We start from the raw sequence: 22,729 nt of genomic DNA, 5'->3' as shown, positions 1-22,729 counted from the left end.
ACCGCTCATCCGCTGCAAAGAGAGATCTCCCCCTCGTGGATCGCCGTTTCGCCTGCCCCGTCACTACCACTCACACGCGGGACGTGACCCTCCTCAGTAGTCGTCTGCTGCGTTCTCCATGGCCAGCCGTGAGCGGTTCCAAAGTACCTCTCCGCGTTCGACACGCCGTTTTCGACGGCTTCCGGGGAGGATGATTGCCGCTTCGGCATCCGCTTGACCCGTAGCTAGCAGTCGTTTCAGGACGACTCCGAACGCGGGACCCGCAGCATCTCTCCCCGGTACGACGACTCACCGACTTTCGAGCGCTTCTCCAACCCGATAGCACGCGCCTAAATCGTCGCCTCGATCCGATCCAGCCCGAGTTCCAGCCGTTCCAGCGAGTTCGCGAACGAGAGCCGGAGCTGTCCCCTGCCGGCCTCGCCGAAGCCGTCGCCGGGCGCGAGCACCACGTCGCCCTCCTCCAGCAGGCGCTTCGCTAGCGGGAGGCTCGCCTCGTCGGTCTCCGGGTCGAGGAACGCGTAGAACGCCCCCTCGGGGCGCGGCGCGGTGACGCCGTCCATGTCCGCGAGGCGGTCGGCGACGTAGTCGCGCCGCTCGCGGAACGCCTCGTACATGCGGTCGACCGGGTCGCGGGGACCCGTGAGCGCCGCGAGCGCGGCGTGCTGGGCCATCGTCGGCGCACAGCAGGTCGTCGACTCGCGAACCTTCGTCGCCTCGTCCACCACGTCGGCGGCGCCCGCGAGCCAGCCGACCCGCCAGCCGGTCATCGCGAACGCCTTCGAGCAGGAGCCGACCGTGAGCACGTGCTCGGGGTTGCCCGCCATCGACGCGATCCCCTCCGGGTCGCTGTCGTAGGTGAGCGCGCCGTACACCTCGTCCGCGAGGACGTACGCGTCGTGCTCGGCCGCCGCGTCGACGACCGCCCGCACCTCGTCGGGGTCGGCCACCCGGCCGGTCGGGTTCGAGGGCGAGCAGAGCACGACTGCGGCGGTGTCGGGACCCATCCGGTCGACGACGCGCTCGGCGTCGAGGTCGTACTCGGGCGCGGGCATCGGGACCTCGACCGGCGTCGCGTCGGCCAGCCGGGCCTGCGTCCAGTAGTTGGGCCACGCCGGGGTGGGTATCAACAGCTCCTCGCCCTGCCCGACGGTCGCCAGCACGGCGAGGTGGAGCGCCTCCATCCCGCCCGTCGTGACGACCACCTCGTCGGGCTCCTGTCGGACGCCGTACTCCGCGTCGAGGGCGTCCGCGATGGCCGCCCGGAGTTCCGGGAGCCCCGCGTTCGAGGTGTAGTGGGTCTCCCCGCCGCGGAGGGCGGCGACGGCGGCCTCGATGACGTGTTCGGGGGTGTCGAGGTCGGGTTCGCCGACCTCCAGTCGGACGGGGTCCCGCCCCGCGCGCTCGGCCTCGTCGGCCAGGTCGAACATCACGCGGATGCGGGAGCGGTCGCAGGCGCGGACGCGGGCGGTGGGCGATGGCATGGCTCGTGGTTCGGGCGGAGCGGTATAACGCTAGCCTCGGCGGCGAACGATGGCGGCGACCGTTGGCCGTGAACGCGAGCGGCTCCGCCTCGCCGGTCAGTCGGCGGCGGCGTCCTCGACCAGTTCCGCCGGCGGCCCGCCGGGCTTGCCGTCGCGGTCGTGGGGCGCCGAGAAGTCGACGTCGGGCCCGGTCGGAACGATGCGTTTCGGGTTCAGGCTCCCGTGTGACTTGTAGTAGTGGCGCGTGATGTGATCCAGGTTCACGGTCCCCGCCACGCCCGGCGTCCGGTAGAGGTCCCGCACGTACCCCCAGAGGTTCGGGTACTCGTGGATCGCCCGGCGGTTACACCGGAAGTGCGTGTGGTAGACGTGGTCGAAGCGGACCAGCGTGGCGAACATGGCGACGTCGGCCTCTGTGAGCACGTCGCCCGCGAGGTAGCGCCGGGTCTTCAGGTGCTCCTCGTACTCGTCGAGCGCCTCGAACAGTTCGTCGACCGCCTCGTCGTACGCCTCCTGGGTCCCGGCGAAGCCGGCGCGGTACACCCCGTCGTTGATCCGCGGGTAGACGTCCGCGATGAGGTCGTCCACCCGCTCGCGATGGGTCTCGGGGTAGAGGTCCACGCCGTTGCCGAGGTCGTGGAGGGCGGTGTCGAGCATCCGCATGATCTCCTCGCTCTCGTTGTTCACGACGGTCTCGCGCTCCGCGTCCCAGAGCACCGGAACCGTCACGCGGCCAGTGTACTCCGGGTCGGCCCTCGTGTAGACGTCCCGGAGGTAGTCCTCCCCGTACAGCGGATCCAGCTGCTCCTCGGAGAACTCCCAGCCGTCGTCGTGGCGTTCGGGTCGAGTCAGCGAGAGGGAGACGACGTCCTCGAGGCCCTTCAGGGCGCGCGTCATGGCGACGCGGTGGGCCCACGGACACGCGCGGTTGATGTACACGTGGTAGCGCCCCGGCTCGGGCGGGAACTCGGGGCTCTCGACCGGGTCGGCGCCCGCCTCGGGGACCGCGCCGTCGATCCAGTTCCGGAAGCTCGTCTCGCTCCGCTCGAACTCGCCGGACTCGCCCGTGTCGCGCCGGACGTCGGTGCGCCACTCCCCGTCGACGAGCATGTTCGTGGCGTCGCTCATTGGTGGGTCCCGGACGTAGGGACTCCACGGACAAAAAGCCGCGTCGCTCCCGCGCTCGCCCCGTCGACCCGTCGCCGTCTCCCGCGGGTGTGGGCGCCGGAACCGGGTTCGGGAACGGCGGGGAAGCACCCGCCGACCGAACCAAACGTTTTGTCCGCGTGGTGAGTCGGTCCCGCTGATGGTCGACCCCGATCGGTCCGAGAACGAGGAGGCGGTCCGGGAGGCGGTCGAACGGTCGCGGAGCGGCGCGCCCGCCGCCGGCCGGGTCGTCCGCGATCGCTTCTCCTCGGACGAGGTGTTCCAGCGCATCATCGCGGCGGCCGACGAGGAGATCACCTCGGGCAGCCGTGAGCTGTTCTTCAGCGGGCTCGCGGGCGGCTTCGCGATCACCATCACGTTCATGCTGTACGTCTCGATGTCGGCGACGACGGACGGGAATCCGGTGGTGAGCGCCATGCTGTACCCGCTCGGGTTCATCTACATCATCATCGGCGGCTACCAGCTGTACACCGAGAACACGCTCCCACCCGTCGCGATCACCCTCGAACGGCTCGCCAGCGTCCCGGCCCTGCTGCGCAACTGGACGGTGGTGCTGGCCGGGAACGCGACCGGCGGCGCCCTCGGGGCGACCGCGCTCGTCTTCGGCGGGGTGCTCACGCCCGAGGCGGCGACGGTCGCGGCGGAGGTGGGACAGCACGGGGTCGACACCGGATGGTGGGTGCTGTTCTCCAGAGGGGCTTTCGCCGGGCTGATCGTGGCCGGGGTCGTCTGGGTCGAGTACGCGGCCCAGGACACCATCTCCCGGCTCGTGGTCGTCTACCTCGCCTTCCTCGCCATCCCGCTCGGCGGGCTGTTCCACTCGGTCGTCTCCATCACCGAGATGGTGTACCTGGTCCTTCGCGGCGATCTCGCCATCCTCGTCGGGTTCGTCGAGTTCGTCCTACCGGTCCTGCTCGGCAACACCATCGGCGGGGTCGTCCTCGTCACCGTCGTCAACTACTTCCAGACGACCGAACACCGCCTCGCGTCGGCCCGGTTCGAGGGGGCGGCGCGCCAGCTCTCCGTCCGGGAGTGGCTGCTCGGCGGGCTGGCCGGCCGGTCGTACGTTCCGCTGGTCGACACCGGCGAGGGGACGGCGGGCTCGGACGGCGGGTACCGGGTGCTGGTGCCCATCGCGAACCCGCGAACGGAGTCGCGGGTCGTCCAGCTCGCCGCCTGGCTCGCGAGCAGGACGGAGGACGCCACGATCCACGTCGTCCACATCGTGCAGGTGCCCGAACGCGCCTCACACGGGTACGGCACCCGGCAGAGCCAGCGCATCGTCGACGAGTCCGAACGGCTACTGGCCGACGTCCGGGAGAACGTGAGCGGGTACGGCGTCGCCTGCGAGACCTCGACGGTCGTCTCACACCGCTCGTTCGAGTCCGTGTTCCGGATCGCGGAGCGCACGGACACTGACCTCGTGTTGCTCGGGTGGGGCGCCGACCAGCTGTGGGGCGCCGCACAGCACGACAACCCGCTCGAGGAGCTCGCCGGAAAGCTCCCCTGCGACCTGCTCGTCTTCGGCGACCAGGGACTGGACGCCTCCCGGATCCTGCTGCCCACCAACGGCAGCAACCACTCGGACCTCAGTGCGGAGGTCGCCGTCGCGCTCCGGGACGCCGTGGGCGCCGAGGTCACGCTCCTGCACGTCGTCGACGACCCGGACGAGGTCGACGCGGGCGAGCGGTTCCTCGCGGAGTGGGCCGCCGAGCACGGCCTGGAGGACTCCGCGCTCGTGGTCGACGGCTCCGGGGACGTGGAGGGGGCCATCGCCCGCGAGACGGCCGGCCACACCCTGCTGTTGATGGGAGCGTCCGAACGCGGGCTCCTCTCCCGGCTCGTCCACGAGTCGCTCCACTGCGACGTCATCGGCGAGGTGGACTGCTCGGTCCTGCTGGCCGAGCGTCCGTCGGGGCGCGGACTCGTGGAGCGTCTGCTGCCCCCGTGGTAACGCGGGCGGCCGGTTCCGCCGATCGCGCCGCGCCCGTGGACTCGGCCCGTGGACCCGACCGTGGACCCGCGCTCTCGGAACATATTTCCGATATGTGGCCGCGAAATTTATTATCCCCGAACCGGAACGGTCGCCCGTCATGCGCGAGTGCAACAACTGTGGGTCGCTCGTCTCGGAGCGCTACGTCCGGGTGTTCGCCCCGGACGAGGCGCGAGGGCCGCGCGTGTGTCCCAACTGCGAGGACCTGGTCCGGGACGGCGCGGAGGTGCGGGAGGCGCGCGCGACGCGGGGGTAGCGGCCCCGGACGGGCGCCGCCGGCCGAGGGGGGACGGCTACCGTACGGTCCCCGCGCTCACTCGGGCGAACCCGCCGGCGAGCGTCCCCGCGGTCACGTCGGTACAGCCCTCCCGAAGTTCCCGGTGTGCGGCGGCGACGCGGCGGTCCAGTACGGCGGTCGGACTCCGCCGCAGCGCCGCGGCCGTCCCGGGCGGCGACCCCGCCCGGACGAACAGCCGGAACCCGGGATTGAGCGCCCGCCAACCCGGACGCGTCGTGCGTGCGAGGTCCAGCAACGCCAGCCTGCCGCCGGGGCCGACCAGGTCGGCCCAGGTCCGGACCGCGGCGGCCGGGTCGGGGAGCATCCCGGAGACGAACGCCGCACAGCAGGCGTCGGCGCCGCCGGGCCGGACCGGCGGGCGCGTCGCGTCGGCGCGGACGAACGACCCCTGGGGGTCCCGCTCCCGCGCGACCGCGAGCACGCCCGGCGAGAAGTCGACGCCGACGTAGCGGCCCGCGGGGCCGACGCGGTCCCGGACGCGGCCGTGGTTCGCCCCCGTCCCGCAGCCGAGTTCGACGACCGTGTCGCAGGGGTCGGGCGCGAGCGCGTCGACCATGGCGTCGCGGAGCCGACCCACGCCCGGGCCGTGGCGCGCCAGGACGTCGTACAGGCCGGCGAACGCGGTGTAGAACTCGGGCGCGTCCAGCCGTAGTCGGTCGCCGAGCGGGGCCACGGCTACAACAGCTCCCTGACGACGCCCGCGACGGTCGGCGCGTCGGGGCCGAGCACGTACAACACCGGCTCGATGCCGAACCCCCCCGACTGGTAGACGACGAACGTTTCGCCGAGGTCGCACCCGGACAGCGCCGCCTTCACCGGGTCGGTCGGCGCCTCCGGGTCGAACTCGACGCACTCGTAGCCGGCCGCCTCGAGCGAGTCGACGAGGTCGGCGTCGTACCGAACGTCGACGGCCGCGCGGACGTCGGCGCCGGCGTCCCGGGCGGAGAGCAACACGCCGGCGACGTGCTGGCTCACGCCGAACTCGGGCTCGCCCGGGACGGTCGCCCGGCCCTTCACGTCGAAGATGCGTCCCGGGATGGCGGCGACGTCCTCGATGCCGGCCGCGTCGGGCAGGCACTCGACCAGGTTCGAGCCGACGTTGGGGATGAGCCCCGCGAACCCGGAGGCGTTGGTGAGCGTCCGGAGCCCCCGCCTGAGCGAGGCGAGCGTTCGCTCGCGCTCCCGGAGCCGGCTCTCGGGGTCGTGGACCGTGAAGTCGTACTCGGCCCCGGCCAGCGCCGGCATCGCCTCCTCGTGGAACTCCGCGAGGAGGTCGCCCTCCTCCAGTTCCCGGATGAGCACCTCGAACTCGACGAGCGCCGCGACCGGGCTCACGTCGCCCTCGGCGAGCCCGTCCGCGACCCGCTCGACCAGCTCGCGGATGCGTTCGTCGTTCAGGACCTCCTCGCGCCGGCCCACCTCGCCGTGGGCGTACTTCGAGACGGCGGACTGGCTGATGCCGAGCGCCTCGGCAACCTCGCTCTGGGTGAGCCCGCGCTCCCGGAGCTCCCCGGCGAGCATCGACCGGACGGTGGGGAGGAACTCGTCGACGACGACCTCCTCGACGAAGCGCACGCTACTCCACCGCCGTGCCGTCGGCGTCCTCGGCCGCCCCCGAGCCGAGGAACTCGGGGTCGTCGCCGATGCGGGAGGCCTGCGGACCCGACTGGCCCTGGTACTTGGAGCCGCGCTCGCTCCCGTACGGCCTGTCGGCGGGCGATCTCAGCTCCGTGAAGGTGAGCTGTGAGACGCGCATCCCCGGCGAGAGCGCGACGGGGGCGTTCCCGAGGTTCGACAGTTCGAGGGTGATCTGTCCGCGGTACCCCGGGTCACAGAGGCCGGCGGTCGCGTGGACCACGATGGCCAGCCGGCCGAGCGAGGAGCGCCCCTCGACGTGGGCCACGAGGTCGTCGGGGATCTCGACGCGCTCCTTGGTCGTGCCGAGGACGAAGTCACCGGGGTGGAGGATGAAGTCGTCGCCCTCGGGCACGTGGGTCTCGGTCACGTACTCGTCGACCTCGCGCTCGTCGTTCGGGTGGATGCAGGGGATGTTCGTCCTGCGGAACTCGAGGAACTCCAGGCCGAGCCTGAGATCGACGCTCGCCGGCTGTACCTGCGTGTCAACGTCGGCGAGCGGGTCGATCACGAGGTCCCCGTCGCCGAGGCGCGCGAGGATGTCGGTGTCCGCGAGTATCATGTGCCGAAGACCGGCGCGGGGAGACGTAAACCCACCTCCTCGTCGCCGGCCGACCGCGCCGCACCGGGGGTCGGCGTCCCCGTCCTCCGACCGCCGGCGTCCCCCCGTTCGGACGATCAGAGCGCTTCGAACACGAACCCGACGAGGGTGGTCACGGCGACGACGACGAGCGCCTCGCCGACGGGGACGTCGTGGGTCTCGGCGAGCCCGTACACCCGCACGGCCCCGGCCCAGACGGCGACGACCAGCACCGCGACCATCGACGCCGCGCCGAGCCCCGAGAAGGCGGCCTCCAGGGCGGCGACTGCGCCCTCCGGGTCGCCGGGGAGCGGCGTCGTCCGGAGCCGGTAGATCAGGAGCGCGCCGAGGGCGAGCACCCGGGCGAGGCTGGGCACCATCCCCCAGCCGGCGACCGCGAGCGTGTCAGCGAACGTCCCCTCGCCGCCGATCACGGCGGCGCCCGCGTGGAGCACGAGCGCCTGGACGGCCCAGAAGATCGGGACGATGAAGAGGGCGGCCCACGGCAGCCACGACAGTTCCTCGTACACCAGCGAGCCGAGGTCCCGTTCGACCGTCTCCGGGACGGAGGGGTCACAGCCCGAGGGCGTCGACATCCCGCTCCCCTCGAAGTTCTCGCAGGCCCACTCGGGCGAGTGTTCGGGGTTCTCCATCTCGACGGTCGCGTCGAGGGCGCCGGCGAACTCCGCGAGGAAGAGGCCGATGCCGCCGGCGGTGACGACCGCGACGACCGCGACGGCGAGGGCGGCGTGTCCCAGCGGCGGCGAGCCGTCGTGTGACTCGAAGTACGACTGGGGGCGGAGGAGGGGCGTGCGGGGACCGGACATGCGTGGTTGCTTTCGGGGGTGGGTTATGGGTTTTCGGGAATCGGTTCTCCGATGTGTACTTCGCGACGGGGAACGCCTCGAACGTCTCCTGTGCGGCGTGCCGACAGTTCAGTGCGCCTCCGTCCTCCGATAGTGACTCGAAAGCCCCCGCGGTGCTGGACTCGGTGCGGCCGCCGCGCTCCTCGGCTCACTCGCTTCGCTCGTTCGTCTGCGGTGCTCGACGGTCCGCGCCTTCGTCCAGCCCCGCGGCCCCTTTCAGTCCCACCCACCGCTACTGCAGCCACGTCCTCCCCAGCCTCCTGCGCTCCTCGCTTCGTTCGCTTCGCTCACTCCGCTGTGGTGCTCGTCCCTCGCGCGCGTGCCGGCTGGCCTCTGTGCCAGCCGGCACGCGCCACCGCACTGACCGGTCCACGTGGCGCGCGGCGGCCGCGCGGAGCGCGGCCGCTCGTGCGAGGCTCACGCGAGCGCAGCGAGGGTGAGTTCCGAGGGGCTCGCTCCGAGGTGAGGCGAGGTCACGACCGAAGGGAGGGTCCTCGCCGGTTGGGGAGGATGGGGTGCGGTCCGGGCGGGACTGAAAGGGGCCGCGGCTGTCGGCGAACCCCGACCCTGCAAGCACTGGAGCGCGAGCGGAGCGAGCGTGAAGCGCGCAGCAGCGGTCGCGGGAGCCGAAAGCCCCCGCGGCTTTCGGGAACTGCTCCACGAAGACCTGACCGAGCTATGAGCCGAGCGTTGCAGGGACTTTCAGAAACCAAGCCGCGACGCGCGAACCGACCAATGAGCCGAAACGCACGGCAACCACGCCGACGATACCCGTCCCACAGCTCTCACCACACCGTACGGATGACAGCACCTATACGCCGCCCGCGACCACTCACGGGACATGAAACAGGCCATCGTCGCCCGGACCGACGTCGGGATGGGGACGGGCAAGCTCGCCGCGCAAGTGGCACACGCCTCCCTCTCGGCTTACGAGGACGCCGACCGGCGGACCCGGAAGGAGTGGAAGGGCGAGGGGCAGAAGAAGGTCGTCCTGAAGGGCGAGAGCGAGTCGCAGCTGTTCGAACTCGCCGACGTCGCCGAGCGCGAGGGGCTCCCGTACGCGGTCGTCCGCGACGCCGGGCACACCCAGCTCGACCCGGGCACGGTCACGGCCCTGGCGGTCGGCCCCGGTCGGGACAACATCGTCGACAAGGTGACCGGCGACCTGCCGCTGTACTGATGCGGGAGGCCCACCCCCGCGAGCGGGTCGTCGGCGTCGACTTCTACGTCAGCGACGCCGACGGCATCGGCGGCCGCCTCCGCGAGGAGCCGGAGGACTTCGTCGTCCGCGAGCGCGAGCGGATGGACCCCGAACCCGTCGACTCGGACCCCGGCTCCTACCCGCACGTCCTCCTCCGGGTCACGCTCCGGGGCTGGGACACCAACGACTTCGCCGGCCGCCTGTCGGACGACCTGGGGATCAGCCGCGAGCGCGTCTCCTGGGCCGGCACGAAGGACAAGCACGCCGTGACGACCCAGCTTTTCACCGTCGACGGGATCGACCCCGACGACCTCCCCGAGGTGCCGGACGCCGACGTGGCGGTGCTCGGCCGGACCGGCCGCGCGCTCACCTTCGGCGACCTCGCCGGCAACGAGTTCGAGGTCCGGGTCCGCGACGCGGAGGGCGACCCCGCGCCCGTCACCGCCGACCTCCGGGCGTTCGCCGGCGGCGGTGACGGCGCCGGCGATGCCGACGGCGACGATGGTGCGGGTGGCGCGGGCGACGACGCGGCGTCGGACGACGACCCCGTCACCGTCGCCGTCCCGAACTACTTCGGCCACCAGCGGTTCGGCAGCCGACGCCCCGTCACCCACGACGTCGGCCTCCACGTCCTCCGGGGCGACTGGCGCGGCGCGGTGCTCGCGTACGTCGGGAACCCGTACGACACGGAACCCGAGGACTCCCAGGCCGCCCGCGAGGTGGTCGAACGGGAGGCCGACGCCGCCGAACCGGACTGGACCGCCGCCCTCGACGCGATGCCCGGACGGCTCCGCTACGAGCGGTCGATGCTCCACCGACTCGCCGACGGGGCCGGCTGGCGCGAGGCGCTCGAGGCGGTCCCGTCGAACCTCCAGCGCCTCTTCGTCAACGCCGCGCAGTCGTACGCCTTCAACCGAATCGTGAGCGAGCGACTCCGCCGCCGGCTACCGTTCCACCGTCCCGTGGAGGGGGACGTCTGCTGCTTCGCGGAGCGGGAGACGAAGCACCCCAAGCCCGATCCCGACCGCGCCCAGCGCGCCACCGAGGGTCGAGTGGACGTGCTCGCGCGCCACTGCGAGCGCGGCCGGGCGTTCGTCACCGCCCCGCTCGTCGGCACCGGAACCGAGTTCGCGGACGGGGAGCCGGGGGAGATCGAGCGCGAGGTGCTGGCCGAACTCGGGGTCGAGCGCGGGGACTTCGCGCTCCCCGGCGAGTTCGAGTCGACCGGGACGCGTCGCGCGGTGGCGCTTCCGACCGACCTCGCGGTCGGCGGGCGGGACGGCGACCCGGTGTTCTCGTTCGCGCTCCCCTCGGGGGCGTACGCGACGACGGTGCTCCGGGAGTACCTGAAGACCGACCCCGAGCGGCTCTGACCGGCCGGTAGCGACCGTACGGCCGTCACGCTCGCCGGCGCGGGGTCGAACGTCGTGCTCGGAGCGCCGTCGGGCGACGAGATCGGGGCGTCCGGCGCGTACCTCGCCGAACGCTTCCACGGGGCGACGACGGCATCGTCGCGACCTTCGCGGTCGTGGCCGGCGTCCTCGGCGCCGCGTTCTTCGCCGTGTGGGCGAGTCGAAGTCCAGTCACGTAACGGCCGTGGTACGTCGACGAGACGGAGACGCTCGCGGTCGGCATGCTCGCCGCGACCGTGGGATTCACCGTCGGTACGCTCCTCGAAGGCCTCGCCTGTTTTCGGCCCGTCGGAAGCCGGCCGGGGAAGCTGCCTCGAACCGCCGACCGGCGAATTTCGTATCGCGTAATACGATATACTATATGTGTACTCGTCCGGTCAGGCGGGTTCGAACTCCGGCGGTGGCCGCCGGCCGACCGGTTCAAGACGGAGCGGGCGAACGGTGGCCCATGACAGTCGTCGTCGTCTCACTCGGGGGAACCATCGCGTCGACGTCCGACGGCGACGGGGCGAGCCCGTCGCTCTCGGGACGGGACCTCGTGGACGCGGTCCCCGGCCTCGGGGACGTCGCGGACGTCGAGACGCTCGAGTTCGCGACCGTGCCGAGCCCGCATCTCACCTACGAGGACCTCCTGGACCTGGTCGAACGGATCCGGGAGTTCGACGACGACCCCGGGACCACGGGCGTCGTCGTCACCCAGGGGACGGACGTCCTCGAGGAGGCCGCCTACTTCGTGGACCTCTGTTACGACGGCGGGACGCCCGTCGTCTTCACCGGCGCGATGCGGAACCCGTCGCTCGCGGGGCCGGACGGTCCCGCGAACCTGCTCGCGAGCGTCCGCGTCGCGGGCGGCCTCGTCGGCCGCGACGCGGGGACGCTGGTCTGTTTCAACGGCCGCGTCCACGCCGCACGGGAGGCGACGAAGACGAACAGCACGAACGTCGACACGTTCCGGTCGCCCGAGTTCGGCCCCCTCGCGGTCGTCGAGGAGGACCGCGTCACCTGGCGTCGACGGGCGGAGAACCCCGACCCGACGCTCTCGCCGGACCGCGAGGGGCTGTCGGTCGACGTCGAAGCCGTCACGGTCACGTTCGACGCGTCGACCGCCCTCCTCGACGCGTGCGCGGACGGCGACGCGGTCTGTCTGGCCGCGCTCGGCGCGGGCCACGTTCCGCCGGGGATCGTCCCGGCGCTCGAACGGCTTCGCGAGGCCGACGTGCCGATCGTGGCGACGACACGCTGTCCGGAGGGACGGCTCGCGCGGAACACGTACGACTTCCACGGGAGCGAGCGGACGCTCGTCGAACTGGGCTGTCTGTACAGCGACCTGAACCTCCAGAAGACGACGGTCCGCACGGTCGCCGCGCTCGCGGCCGACCGGCTGGACGACGCGTTCGTTCGACCCTGACCGCCGCGCCCGATCGGGGACGCTCGACTCGACCCGAGCCGACGATTCCGTCTCGCGGAGCGCGATCCATCCCCGCGAACGGACGCGCTTATCCGGCCCCGCGGCCTGACCCCCGGTATGAACTGCCGGCGGTGCGGCGCGTCCCTCGATCGGCCCGGGGACTACTGTCTGCGCTGCTCGACCGCCAACTGCGACGTCGTCGTCGTCGAGTTCGGGGGGGACCGGGCGACGCTCACGATGCTCGACACACGAGCGGAGGACGGCCCGGGCGAACGCCCGTCGAACGCGTCCCCGGATGGCGACGAGGGGGAGGTCCTGGGTCGGACGGCCGTGACGACCGTCCCGGACGACGGCGAGCGGACCGCCCGGACGCAGCTCCGGAACTACGCCGGCCGCGTCGCCGACGAGATCCGCCGCAAGCGACCGGAGACGGTGTACGCGGCCGGCGAGCGGGACCCCCTCCGGGAGACCCGCGCACAGCTCCGCCACGAGTTCTACCGGGTCCCCGACGACGACCCGGTCGAGGCGGTGCTCGCGCGCCACGGCGACCCGTCGCTGGACGTCGTCGACGCGGCGCCGGCCGAGAAGCTCGGCGGCGCCCACTCGACGCTCATCGGCGGGCGGAAGGGCTGGCGGGCGATCCGTTCCGTGGCGGAGCACCCGCACGTGAAGAAGATCATCCCCGGACCCATCGACGCCGGCGGGTCCGGCTCGCGGACGGGCGTCCGCGCCAAGGTGACCCGCGCGGACGAGCACGGCAACGTCCGCCTGCTCCTCCGGAACGGGTCGAGCGTCCAGGAGAACCGCGTCGTGACGACCGCTGGCGAGCGCGAGGTGGGCGAACTCGTCCGGGAGGACCTGAACGACGCGCTGGCGGACGAGGAGTTCGCGTAGCCGTCGTCCTCGCTGCAGCCGGCGCCTCGCCGAAGCCGTCGTCCTCGCGTGGCGCTCGTGGTCGCGTGGCCCCGTCGTCGGGTCCGTCGGCCGTCGCGGCGTTTCGCGGGGTTTTTACCCGCGTCCGCCGAATCCCCGGCCACTATGGCTGAAAACAAGGCGCGAACGATCGGGAGCGCCGGGCGGTTCGGCGCCCGATACGGGCGTGTTGCCCGCAGGCGCGTCTCCGAGATCGAGGCGGAGATGGAGTCCGCGACCGTCGACGGCGACTCGGTGAAGCGCGTCGGCACCGGCATCTGGGTGAACGAGGAGACCGGCGAGCAGTTCACGGGCGGCGCCTACCGACCCGAGACGCCGGGCGGCCGCTCCGTGCGCCGCTCCATCCGCGCTGCCCTCGAGGGCGAGGACGAGGCGGGCGACGAGTAACCCCGGGACACAAGTACCTCCCACCCCACCATCACACAATGAGCTACAAGTGCTCCCGCTGCAAGCGAGACGTCGAACTCGACGAGTACGGCGGCGTCCGCTGCCCCTACTGCGGCCACCGCGTGCTCCTGAAGGAGCGCGCGCCGGTCGTGAAGGAAGTCGACGTGGAGTAGGCGCGGCCGATGTGCGCGGACGCCCCCGAGTACGCCCACGGCGCGGTTCTGCGCTTCCCCTACCCCGACCAGCGCCGCGCACGCGACGTCCACGACGCCGTCGCCGTCGAGGTCGGCGAGGTGGACGACGACCGCTCGCGGGCGACCGTCTCCCGGGACGGATCGACCGTCGCGGTGCGGATCCGCGCGCGGGACCTCGTCGCCCTCCGCGCGGGGACGAACACCTGGGCGCGGCTCGTCGGCGTCGCCGAGGACGCGATCGACGCGGCGGCCGGGGCGGGCCCGGAGTGAGTTCGACCCGGCCGCGTGGCGGTTCGGGCCCGCGGCGCCGAGCGTACCCGTTTTCGAGGGGTAGAGCGAACGCCGCGGCCTTCCTCCGTTCGACCCCTCGCGTCCCGCAATAACCGGGTTTTTCACGCCGAAGCCCGAGTACCCATCCATGCAGGGCAATCTGCCGCCGGAAGCACAGGAGAAGATCGAGGAGCTACAGGACCTGCAGGAGCAGGCCCAGCAGCTCGCCGAGCAGAAGCAGGCGACCGAGAACTCCCTCACGGAGTCGAAGACGGCGCTCGAGGCGCTCGAGGAGATCGACGAGGGCACCCCGATGTACCGCGAGGTCGGCGAACTCCTCGTGGAGACGGAGTACGACGAGGCGTACGAGGACCTCGAGGAGAAGGTCGACACCCTCGAGATGCGGGCCGAGCGCTTCTCGAAGCAGGAGGAGCGCGTCCAGGAGCAGTTCGAGGACCTCCAGACCGAACTCCAGCAGATGCTGCAGGGCGGCGCGGGCGGCGGCCCGGCCGGGATGGGCCCCGGCGGCGCGGGCGGCGCGTAAGGCGATGGCCGCGGAACCGACCGACGAGCGCGTCGTCGAGGTCGCCTCCGAGGCCGCGGAGGGCGTCGTCCTCTCGCGGTACCGGCAGGCCGACCTCGTCGACTTCGACGTGACGATTACGTTCGAGGACGGCGTGCTCGAGGTGGACGTGTACGTCAACCCGCCGGCCGACGCGGACGCGGACGCCGACGAGGTCGCGGACGAAGCGGCCCGGGCGGCCCGCGACGCGGTCGACGAACTGTTCGGCGAGTAGCCCGCCCGACGTCCCCGGCGGCGAACGCCGCGGGCGGGAACCGGCGGTACCCACCCTAGGGACTTTTGCGGCCCCACGACGTATGCTAACGTATGGCAGCCGCAGGCACCCGCGGGACGACCCCGCTCGACCGCTACCGCGACCGCCTCCGCGGCACCGAGCGCTGCGGCGCGTGCGGGACCGCGGAAGCGGCCGGCGAGTGGACGACCCGATACCGCGACGGTCGGCTCGTGTATCGGCGCGTCTGTCCCCGATGTGGCGGGATCGAGCGGCGGGAGTTCCGGCTCTGATCGCCGGTCGCTAGCCTCCGTCGTCGGTCCGTTCGACCGTGCGGTCCGGTGAGCGTCGCCTCGGGAGCCATAGCCGGAGACGTCGATGCGGGGGTTCGCTCCGGAAGTCGCCGAAGCCGCCCGAGTGGAGTCGGCGCCCAGGTGTGGCGACGTGGTCGGCGGACTCCGAGGGCACGGTGTCGTCGTCCGCCCGCCCCGTCGACCGTGCCGGCTATCATTCGACCGCCCTTCCCGTAAATATATCAGCTCGGGTCGCGATCCGTCTCCCGATGGGACGATCCAGGTCGGGCGTGATCGGTTCGCTCATCCACGTCGAGGGGGTGGCGATCCTGCTTCTCGCCGGCCTGCACGTCGTCCTCGACGCCGACCCCCTCCTTTCGGAACTCGCCGAGGCGTCGATCCTGCTCGTGTTCGCGCTGGCGTGCTTCGCCGTGGGTCACAGAGTCCGTGCCGGGTCGGTCCCCGCGGGGGACGTGCTCAGGATCGTTTCGATCGGCCTCGCGGCCGGCGTCGTCGTCGGGTTGCTGGCCACGCTGTTCGTCGTCGTCCGACGGCTCACGGCGGAGCCGACGCCGGAGGCCTGGTTCGTCCTCTCGATCGGCTGGTCGCTCGGGGCGAGTTCCGGCACGCTCGTCGGCTACTACGTCACCAGGGTGGAGCAGGAACGGGCCGAACAGGAACTGCTGTCGAAGCGGCTCACGATCCTCCAGCGCGTGTTGCGCCACAACATCCGGAACGAGGTGACGGTGCTGCGCGGTCTGGGGGAGAACCTCGCGGAGTCGACCTCGGAGCCGGAGACGAGGGAGACGCTCGAGACGGTCAACGGACACGTCGACCGGGTGTACCGGCTCTCCGAGAAGAGCCAGCTGCTCTCGGAACTCTGGAAGGACGGCGGGACGGAGGTCCTCGACCTCGCGGGCGTCGTCCGCCGGGAGCTCGCCGAGTTTCGGCGGTCGAACCCGGAGGTGTCCGTCTCCGCGGACGTCCCCGAACGGGCGCCCGTCCGGACGAACCCCCACCTCCCGACGGCGGTCTCGGAGGCGCTCGACAACGCCGCCCGACACAACGCGGGCGAGCGGCTGGACCTCTCGGTCTCGGTCGCGTCGGACGTCGACGCGGACGGCCTCCGAACCGTCGAGATCGTCGACGACGGGTCGAGCATCCCGGAGGAGGAGCTCAGGGTCCTCTCGCGGTCCCACGAACTCCCGCTCCAGCACGTCACCGGGCTCGGGCTCTGGGTCATCTACTGGGTCGTGGACGCCTCCGGCGGCGAGGTGACGTTCAGGAACCTGGAGCCGTCGGGCGTCTCGGTCCGGATGCGGCTGCCGGCCGCGCGGGAGCGGTCCGGTCGAGCGGGCGGGTGACCCGACGCCGGCGAGCGCGAACCCGCGCGGCGCCGCGGAACCACCTTTCGACGACGAAACGCCGAAATTATTTGTGCGAGCGGGCGCCACCCGGCGTATGGTCGAGGCGTTCGCCGTGGCGAGCGGCAAGGGGGGGACGGGGAAGACGACGAGCACGCTCGCGCTCGGGATGGCCCTCGCCGCGGAGTACGACGTCACCGTGGTGGACGCCGACACGGGGATGGCGAACCTCCTGTTCCACGCCGGACTCGACGACGCGCCGCTCACGCTCCACGACCTGCTGATCGAGGGGAGGGAGGCGGACGTCGCCGACGCCACCTACGAGCGACACGGCATGCGAGTGGTGCCGTGCGGGACGAGCCTCGCCGCGTTCGAGGCCGCCGAACCCGGACGGCTGCGGGAGGTGGTCGCGGACCTGGCGAGCGACGCCGACGTGCTGCTGCTCGACTCCCCAGCGACGCTGGCGTCGAAGTCGGCGGTGCTCCCGATCGTGCTCGCCGACCGGGTCGTGGTCGTGTTACAGCCGACCATCCCGTCGCTGTCGGACGGGCTGAAGGTCCAGGAGTACGCCCGCTCGTACGGCACCGGGACGGCCGGCGTGCTGTTCAACAAGGTCCGCGGCGACCTCGGTCGGGTGACCGACCAGGCGGAGCGGTACTTCGGCGGGCCGACGCTGGGGGCGGTCCCCGACAGCGACGCCGCCCGGGAGGCGCGGAGCGCGGGCGTCCCCCTGCTCGCGCACGCGCCCGATTCGGCGGCCGCGGCCGCCTACCGCGACGCCGCCGCCGGGCTCGACCCGAAACCAGGGGAGGCCGGGGGCGTGGCGGACCGGTTCCGGAGCGCGGTGGTCCCGGACAGGCCATGAGCGGCGGCCTGCCCGGGCCGGCGTCGACCCGGATCTCGATCCCGGAGGGGGACCTCCTCTCGGCGCGGGTCGTCGACGACGTCGGCGACCCGCTCCGGGACGCGTTCGACCGCGACCTGACCGGCTACCTGGAGCTCGAACCGCCGTCGACGCTGCTGCTCGACGGCGCCGAACACGGGGTGCTCACGGTCGCGGACGGGGTGCCGGTGCTGGCGTACGAACTCGACGCCGACGCCACGGGGCCGGCGGCGCTCGCCGCGCTGGCGGGGTCGGAACCGATCCGCGTCTCCACCTACCGGCTCCCCCCCGACGCGCTGTCGACGGCCCACGGCTGTGACGCCCTGCGCGTCGCCCCCGGCGCCCCGGCCCGGGAGCTGGCCGCCGACCACGACCTCGCGGAACGGAGCCGCGAGCGGGCCCCCGACGGGCGGCGCGACGCAGGGACGGAACACGACGCGCTCGCGGCGTTCCTCGCGGACGAGGAGCGGGTGGACGCGATCAAGCGCGAGGCGCGCGAGGAGGCGAAACGGCGCGCGGCGGAGTGGGGACTGGGCGACGAACTGGCGGATCACTCGCGGTCGGACGCCACGCGGCCCGACGACGACGTGGCGGGTGCGGGCCGACCCCCGACGGACGAGGCGGCCGAGGACGGCGGCTGACCCCGACGGCTCAGTCGCTCCCGACCGCCGCGTCCGGGCGGTACCCCCGGCTGACGACCTTCCACTTCCCGGTCCGGAACCGGTGGTAGTTCAGCGCGGCCGGCACGCCCGTCTCCGCGAGGAACGCGAGCTGGAGGCCGAGGAAGCCGAGCGAGCTGGTCGCGCCGAGGTACGCCAGCGGGATGGAGACGCCGAACATCCCGACCGCCTGACTGAGGAACGGCCACCGGGTGTCGCCGCTGGCGTCGAGCGGCCCCGCGGCCCCGCCGGAGACGCCCTGCAGCACGACCGCGACGCAGGCGGCTCGCACCAACGCGATCGCTGGCTCGACCGACCCCGCGGTCGGGTCGCCGACGAAGCCGACGACGATGGGGCGGGCGAGGACGCCGACCACGACCGCGGAGAGGACGTACGTCGCCACCGCGAAGCGGATGATCTCGCGGCCGTACGCCTCCGCGGTCGCCTCGTCGTCCGTGCCGAGGTGCTGGCCGACGAGGCTGGAGGAGGCCAGCCCGAACCCCCAGCCGGGCGCGTTCATCAGCCCCCAGATCCGCCGGGCGACGACGAAACCGGCGACGGTGTCCCGGCCGAACACGTCCACGATGGCGAGCATCGGGAACTCCGCGACCGTCCACACGAGGTTCCGCCCGACGACCGGGGTGCCGATCTCGACGATCTGGCGGATCGTCCCGCGGTGGACGTACCGCCCGCGCGGGTCGATCCGCACGGGGAGGTCGCCGACGACGGGGAGCCGTCCGGCGACCAACCCGCCGGCGAAGGCGGCGGCGACGACCGCGTTCGAGAGCACCGTCCCGACGGCGGCGCCCTCGACGCCCATGTCGAGCCCGAAGATCAGCACGGCGTTGACGACGATGTTCGCGACCGCCCCGCCCGCCCGCAGCAGCATCGGCGTCCAGGCGTCGTCGGCGCCGATGTACACCCGGCTGGCGACGAGGTTCAGCCCGGCGAACGGGACGCCGAACGCGACGATCCGCAGGTAGTCGGCGCCGTACGCGACCGCGAGGGCGTCGTCGCTGACGATCCCGACGAGTCGCTCCGGGATCGCGAGGAACGCGAGCGCGACGGGCAGCGAGATCACCAGGACGACGAGCGCGCTCGATCGGACGGCCTGTCCGAGTTCCTCGTGGGCGTCCGCGCCGTACCGCTGGGAGACGAGCGCGATGGTGCCGGCCGCCATCCCGCCGCCGAGCGAGAACGCGAGCCCCCAGTAGGGGGAGGCGAAGCCGACGCCCGCGATGGCGGCCGGACCGAGCGCGACGCCGACCATCGCGACGTCGACCGCGCTCTTGGACATCCGCGCGAGGCCGGTCACGATGCGGGGCCACGCGAGGTCCGTGATACGGCGCGCCCGCTGTTCGGTGAGGAGGCCGAGGCGGGCGAGCAGCAGACCGACGGCGAGGACGACCCCGCGGACGGGGTTCGGAACGGATACCACGTGGAGGCCGGTTCGTTACCACCGGGTCGACAAGTGCTTCGCCTTCCCGGCCGGGATTTCCGGCTGTGGGTGGCTGACACTCGCCGTACCGCCGGTTGCACGACCCGGCCGACCGCCGGTCGGGACGGCGTGCCGGGGCGCCGGACCGGGTCCGCGCCGCCGCGAGCGGGATCGCCCGTCAGGACGGCAGGTCCGTGCCGACGCCCGCCTCGCGGGCCGCCTCGAAGGCCGTCGACGCGGCGGCGACGTCGAGCACGGCCGAGCCGACGCTCTCGACGACGACGATCTCGTCGTCCGACCTCCGACCGGCGCCTCCGTCGACCGCCGTTCCCTCGAGCGCCGTCCCCTCGAACAGCGCGGCGAGCGGGAGCAGGTCGGATTCGGTCAGGGTCGTCGCGGCGACGTCGCCGACGGTCGCCGCCTCCGCGGGCACGTCCGCGAAGACGCGCGCCGCGCGGTCGAAGGTGGCCGGTTCGAGTTCCTGCATCCCGGGTTCGTACGCCCCGACGGCGACGACGAGGGCCCCCGGCGCGAGCGCGTCGGCCGGGAAGACGGGGTCGGTGCTGGTCGTCGCCGTGACGACCACGGTCGCGTCGCGGACGGCGTCGGCCGCCGAGTCGACGGCCGACGCGTCGAGCCCCTCGTCGCGGAGCGTCGCCGCGCACTCGCGTTTCGACTCGCTCGGCGAGTAGACGGACACGCGCTCGACGTCGGCCAGCGCGGCGACGGCGCGGGTCTGCCAGCGCGCCTGTGCCCCCGCGCCGATCACGCCGAGCTTTACGGGTTCGATCGCGAGTGCCCGGACGGCCAGCCCGCCGATACAGCCCGTTCGGGCGTTCGTGACGTGTCCCCCGTCCATGTACGAGACCGGCCGGCCCGTCCGCGCGTCCGCGAGGACGATCTGGGCGTGTATCGTCGGCAACCCCCTCGCCTCGTTCCCCTCGTGGACGCCGACGAGTTTCGTCGCGAAGTACTCCCCGCCGTGGACGTACGCGGGCATCGCCAGCCCGGTCCCGAGCGGTTCGGGGGAGTCGAGCCCTGCCCCGACCGGGTAGTGGGGCCGCTCCGGACGCTCGACCTCGCCGTTCGCCTGTTTCACGAGCGCCTCCTCGACGACGGGGGCGAGCGACGGGAGGTCGAGCACGCCCCGGACCTCCTCGTCGGTGAGGAACAGTACCATGCGTGCGGCCAGGGAACCCGGCGGGTTAGCTGTTCCCCCGAGCCCACCGTGGGTCCCGGCGCCACCCGGGGCGGGAGACTTAATCCGAACCCGGACGGGAATCACGCATGGACGTCGTCGTGGTCGGGGGCGGGATCGTCGGGCTGTCGTCGGCGTACTACCTCGGACGCGCGGGCGCGGAGGTGACCCTCTGTGAGCGGGACGCGCTCGGGACCCGCAGCACCGCGCGCTCGGCCGGCGGCATCAGGTCGCAGTTCTCGACCGAGGTCAACGTCCGCCTGTCGCTCGCGAGCCGCGAGGTGTGGGACGCGTTCGAGGCCGACTTCGGCGTCGACGTCGCCCACCGGAGGCACGGCTACCTCCTGCTCGCCCGCGAGGAGGCGACCGCGTCGCGGTTCCGGGAGCACGTCGCGATGCAGAACGACCTCGGCGTCGGAAGCGAGTACCTCTCGCCGGCCGAGGCGGCGGAGCGCTGTCCGGAACTCCACGACGACCGGTTCGTCGGTGCGACCTACCACGCCGACGACGGCTACGCCGACCCGAACCTCGCGGTACAGGGGTACGCGGCGGCGGCGCGCGAGTCGGGGGTGGACGTCCGGACGAGGACCGAGGTGACCGACGTGCTCACGGACGGGGCCGACGGGCGGGCGGCCCCGGAGCGGGGAACCGACGAACCGACGGTGACGGGCGTCGAGACGGCGGACGGCCGGATCGAGGCCGACCGCGTGGTCAACGCCGCCGGCGCGTGGGCGGCCCGCCTCGCGGCGATGGTCGGCGTCGACCTGCCGATCCGTCCGCGTCGCCGGCAGATCGCCGTCGTCGAACCGGGCGTGACGCTTCCCGGGGACGTCCCGCTGACGATCGACCTCGACGCCTGCTCGTACTTCCGCCCCGAGCGGGAGGGCGCCGCGCTCGTCGGCGGCCACTTCGCCGCCGCGGACCCCGACGTCGACCCGGACCGCTACTCGAAGTCGCTGGACCTCGACTGGGCGGCGACGGCCGTCGAACGAGCGGCGGACTGTGCGGACTACTTCGGCGCCGACTCGCGCATCAAGAGCGGGTGGGCCGGCCTGTACGCGGTGACGCCGGACCACCACCCCGTCATCGAGGAGACGCTCCCGGGGCTGGTCACCGCGGCGGGCTTCTCCGGTCACGGCTTCCAGCACGCGCCGGCGACGGGGAAACTCGTCGCGGAACTGTGCGTCGACGGCGGGGCGTCGCTCGTCGACGTCGACCCGCTGTCGAGTCGACGGTTCGAGGAGGGCGGGCGACTGGTCGAACGGAACGTCGCCTGACGGGCCGGGGACGCTCGAACCGCGCTCCGGAAGCAGAGCGCGGAACCCGGGACGAACCGGGAACGTTACAGCGCGGTCGCGCCCGCCGCCACCGGAAGCGCGACGCCCGTGACGAACCGCGCGTCGTCGCTGGAGAGCCACATGAACGCGGCGCTCACGTCCTCCGGCTGGAGGATGTCGGTGAAGAGGTTGTCCGGTCCGGACTGCTCGGCGATCTCGGCGATCTCGGGGCCGATGGACTCCACGATGCCGCCGGTCATCGGCGTGTCCACGGCGGTCGGACAGACGGCGTTGACGGTGACGTCGTGGGGTGCGAGCTCCACCGCGAGCGTCTTGGTCAGCCCGATGACGCCGTGTTTGGCTGCGGTGTAGTGGCCGAGCCCGGGCGAGGCGGCGAGCCCCGCGGTCGAGGAGGTGTTGACGATGCGGCCGCCGTCGCCCTGCTCGATCATCCGCCGGCCGACGTGCTTCGCGCACAGCCACATCCCCTTCAGGTTCACGTCGAGCGCGAGGTCCCAGGTCGCCTCGTCGAGGTCCATCAGCGCCGACACCGGCGCGACGCCGGCGTTGTTCGCCAGGACGTCGATGCGGCCGAACTCGTCGACGGCCCGTTCGACCGCCGCCTCGACCTCGGCCGCGTCCGAGACGTCCATCTCGACCCCGATCGCGTTCGCCCCCCGCTGCTCGACGAGGTCGACCGTCTCCTCCATCGCCTCGCGGCCGGAGAGCTCGTAGGTCGACGCGTCGTCCGTCTCGCAGACGTCCGTGACGACCACGTCGGCGCCGTGCTCGGCGTACGAGAGCGCGTGTGACCTCCCCTGCCCGCGCGCCGCGCCCGTCACGAACGCCACCGTCCCGTCGAAGTCGTAGGCGGCCATGGTGACGTGTACCGCCACCGGCGCCATCAGCCTGCTACTTGCAAATGTCCCGAACGCGGTTCCCGAGCCGTCCGATCGACCCCTCGAAGGGATCGAACCCCCAGCTGTCGCTCCCGTGGG

The 22,729-nt window shown here is 72.6% G+C and carries 25 protein-coding genes; 16 read left to right on the top strand and 9 right to left on the bottom strand.

Features of this window, described 5'->3' with window-relative positions:
• Positions 1-329: 329 nt before the first annotated feature.
• On the bottom strand, positions 330-1,481 hold the full coding sequence (locus tag HUG12_RS01285) for a pyridoxal phosphate-dependent aminotransferase (RefSeq protein ID WP_179267041.1): 1,152 nt from the start codon (positions 1,479-1,481) through the stop codon (positions 330-332).
• A gap of 96 nt (positions 1,482-1,577) precedes the next feature.
• Positions 1,578-2,609, bottom strand: coding sequence for a glutathione S-transferase family protein (locus HUG12_RS01280; RefSeq protein ID WP_246308119.1), 1,032 nt, complete (start codon positions 2,607-2,609; stop codon positions 1,578-1,580).
• A gap of 178 nt (positions 2,610-2,787) precedes the next feature.
• On the opposite strand from HUG12_RS01280, the gene HUG12_RS01275 reads away from it, so the two are divergent.
• Entirely contained in the window at positions 2,788-4,602 is a 1,815-nt protein-coding gene (locus HUG12_RS01275) for a formate/nitrite transporter family protein (protein WP_179267040.1), read from the top strand.
• Positions 4,603-4,741: 139 nt separating this feature from the next.
• Positions 4,742-4,897 carry a DUF7563 family protein gene (locus HUG12_RS01270; RefSeq protein WP_179267039.1) on the top strand — a complete coding sequence of 52 codons (156 nt, stop codon included), beginning with the start codon at positions 4,742-4,744 and terminating at the stop codon, positions 4,895-4,897.
• 37 nt (positions 4,898-4,934) lie between these two features.
• Here the strand turns inward: HUG12_RS01270 and HUG12_RS01265 are convergent, their stop codons facing one another.
• The 4 genes from HUG12_RS01265 to HUG12_RS01250 form a co-directional block, all read right to left on the bottom strand.
• On the bottom strand, positions 4,935-5,612 hold the full coding sequence (locus tag HUG12_RS01265) for a class I SAM-dependent methyltransferase (RefSeq protein WP_246308118.1): 678 nt from the start codon (positions 5,610-5,612) through the stop codon (positions 4,935-4,937).
• Positions 5,613-5,614: 2 nt separating this feature from the next.
• Complete coding sequence (locus tag HUG12_RS01260; RefSeq protein ID WP_179267038.1) at positions 5,615-6,514, bottom strand: thiamine-phosphate synthase family protein; 900 nt, start codon at positions 6,512-6,514, stop codon at positions 5,615-5,617.
• A 1-nt stretch (position 6,515) separates the two neighbouring features.
• Complete coding sequence (gene dcd / locus HUG12_RS01255; RefSeq protein ID WP_179267037.1) at positions 6,516-7,136, bottom strand: dCTP deaminase; 621 nt, start codon at positions 7,134-7,136, stop codon at positions 6,516-6,518.
• A gap of 116 nt (positions 7,137-7,252) precedes the next feature.
• Positions 7,253-7,981 carry a Yip1 family protein gene (locus tag HUG12_RS01250; RefSeq protein ID WP_179267036.1) on the bottom strand — a complete coding sequence of 243 codons (729 nt, stop codon included), beginning with the start codon at positions 7,979-7,981 and terminating at the stop codon, positions 7,253-7,255.
• A gap of 880 nt (positions 7,982-8,861) precedes the next feature.
• Between HUG12_RS01250 and pth2 the strand changes: the two genes are divergently transcribed.
• The 13 genes from pth2 (at position 8,862) to HUG12_RS01185 (ending at position 17,800) form a co-directional block, all read left to right on the top strand.
• Positions 8,862-9,200, top strand: a complete 339-nt coding sequence (gene pth2, locus HUG12_RS01245; protein ID WP_179267035.1) for a peptidyl-tRNA hydrolase Pth2 — start codon at positions 8,862-8,864, stop codon at positions 9,198-9,200.
• Positions 9,200-10,594: a tRNA pseudouridine(13) synthase TruD gene (gene truD, locus HUG12_RS01240; RefSeq protein ID WP_179267034.1), complete on the top strand. Its 1,395-nt coding sequence runs from the start codon at positions 9,200-9,202 to the stop codon at positions 10,592-10,594. The genes pth2 and truD overlap by 1 nt, the downstream gene beginning before the upstream one ends.
• A 487-nt stretch (positions 10,595-11,081) precedes the next feature.
• A complete protein-coding gene (locus HUG12_RS01235) occupies positions 11,082-12,041 on the top strand; it encodes an asparaginase (protein ID WP_179267033.1) in 960 nt (319 codons plus the stop codon).
• Positions 12,042-12,158: 117 nt separating this feature from the next.
• Positions 12,159-12,935: a DUF2103 domain-containing protein gene (locus HUG12_RS01230; protein ID WP_179267032.1), complete on the top strand. Its 777-nt coding sequence runs from the start codon at positions 12,159-12,161 to the stop codon at positions 12,933-12,935.
• 144 nt (positions 12,936-13,079) lie between these two features.
• A complete protein-coding gene (locus HUG12_RS01225; protein ID WP_179267031.1) occupies positions 13,080-13,361 on the top strand; it encodes an eL43 family ribosomal protein in 282 nt (93 codons plus the stop codon).
• A gap of 38 nt (positions 13,362-13,399) precedes the next feature.
• Positions 13,400-13,534, top strand: a complete 135-nt coding sequence (locus tag HUG12_RS01220) for a DNA-directed RNA polymerase subunit P (protein WP_179267030.1) — start codon at positions 13,400-13,402, stop codon at positions 13,532-13,534.
• A gap of 9 nt (positions 13,535-13,543) precedes the next feature.
• Positions 13,544-13,825 (top strand): KEOPS complex subunit Pcc1, encoded by a 282-nt coding sequence (locus HUG12_RS01215; RefSeq protein ID WP_179267029.1) that lies wholly within the window; start codon positions 13,544-13,546, stop codon positions 13,823-13,825.
• 148 nt (positions 13,826-13,973) lie between these two features.
• Positions 13,974-14,369 carry a prefoldin subunit beta gene (locus tag HUG12_RS01210; RefSeq protein ID WP_179267028.1) on the top strand — a complete coding sequence of 132 codons (396 nt, stop codon included), beginning with the start codon at positions 13,974-13,976 and terminating at the stop codon, positions 14,367-14,369.
• Between the two features lie 4 nt (positions 14,370-14,373).
• Positions 14,374-14,622, top strand: coding sequence for a DUF3194 domain-containing protein (locus HUG12_RS01205; protein WP_179267027.1), 249 nt, complete (start codon positions 14,374-14,376; stop codon positions 14,620-14,622).
• A 92-nt stretch (positions 14,623-14,714) separates the two neighbouring features.
• Positions 14,715-14,912, top strand: a complete 198-nt coding sequence (locus HUG12_RS01200; RefSeq protein WP_179267026.1) for an HVO_0649 family zinc finger protein — start codon at positions 14,715-14,717, stop codon at positions 14,910-14,912.
• Between the two features lie 269 nt (positions 14,913-15,181).
• Positions 15,182-16,276 (top strand): ATP-binding protein, encoded by a 1,095-nt coding sequence (locus HUG12_RS01195; protein WP_179267025.1) that lies wholly within the window; start codon positions 15,182-15,184, stop codon positions 16,274-16,276.
• A 97-nt stretch (positions 16,277-16,373) separates the two neighbouring features.
• Positions 16,374-17,141, top strand: a complete 768-nt coding sequence (locus tag HUG12_RS01190; RefSeq protein ID WP_179267024.1) for a nucleotide-binding protein — start codon at positions 16,374-16,376, stop codon at positions 17,139-17,141.
• Positions 17,138-17,800 (top strand): hypothetical protein, encoded by a 663-nt coding sequence (locus HUG12_RS01185; RefSeq protein WP_179267023.1) that lies wholly within the window; start codon positions 17,138-17,140, stop codon positions 17,798-17,800. The genes HUG12_RS01190 and HUG12_RS01185 overlap by 4 nt, the downstream gene beginning before the upstream one ends.
• Positions 17,801-17,810: 10 nt before the next feature.
• Here the strand turns inward: HUG12_RS01185 and HUG12_RS01180 are convergent, their stop codons facing one another.
• Together HUG12_RS01180 and HUG12_RS01175 are read right to left on the bottom strand one after the other, a co-directional pair.
• Complete coding sequence (locus tag HUG12_RS01180) at positions 17,811-19,256, bottom strand: MATE family efflux transporter (protein ID WP_179267022.1); 1,446 nt, start codon at positions 19,254-19,256, stop codon at positions 17,811-17,813.
• Positions 19,257-19,434: 178 nt separating this feature from the next.
• Complete coding sequence (locus HUG12_RS01175; protein ID WP_179267021.1) at positions 19,435-20,436, bottom strand: ornithine cyclodeaminase family protein; 1,002 nt, start codon at positions 20,434-20,436, stop codon at positions 19,435-19,437.
• 107 nt (positions 20,437-20,543) lie between these two features.
• Between HUG12_RS01175 and HUG12_RS01170 the strand changes: the two genes are divergently transcribed.
• Positions 20,544-21,731: an NAD(P)/FAD-dependent oxidoreductase gene (locus HUG12_RS01170; protein ID WP_179267020.1), complete on the top strand. Its 1,188-nt coding sequence runs from the start codon at positions 20,544-20,546 to the stop codon at positions 21,729-21,731.
• Between the two features lie 65 nt (positions 21,732-21,796).
• On the opposite strand, the gene HUG12_RS01165 is transcribed toward HUG12_RS01170, so the two are convergent.
• The gene (locus tag HUG12_RS01165; protein WP_179267019.1) at positions 21,797-22,609 is read right to left on the bottom strand and encodes a mycofactocin-coupled SDR family oxidoreductase; all 813 of its coding nucleotides are present in this window, start codon (positions 22,607-22,609) and stop codon (positions 21,797-21,799) included.
• Positions 22,610-22,729 lie beyond the last annotated feature (120 nt).

It is taken from the genome of Halorarum salinum, assembly GCF_013402875.1.
GTDB classification, from domain to species: domain Archaea; phylum Halobacteriota; class Halobacteria; order Halobacteriales; family Haloferacaceae; genus Halorarum; species Halorarum salinum.
This window is presented reverse-complemented; position numbering and strand designations above follow the sequence as displayed.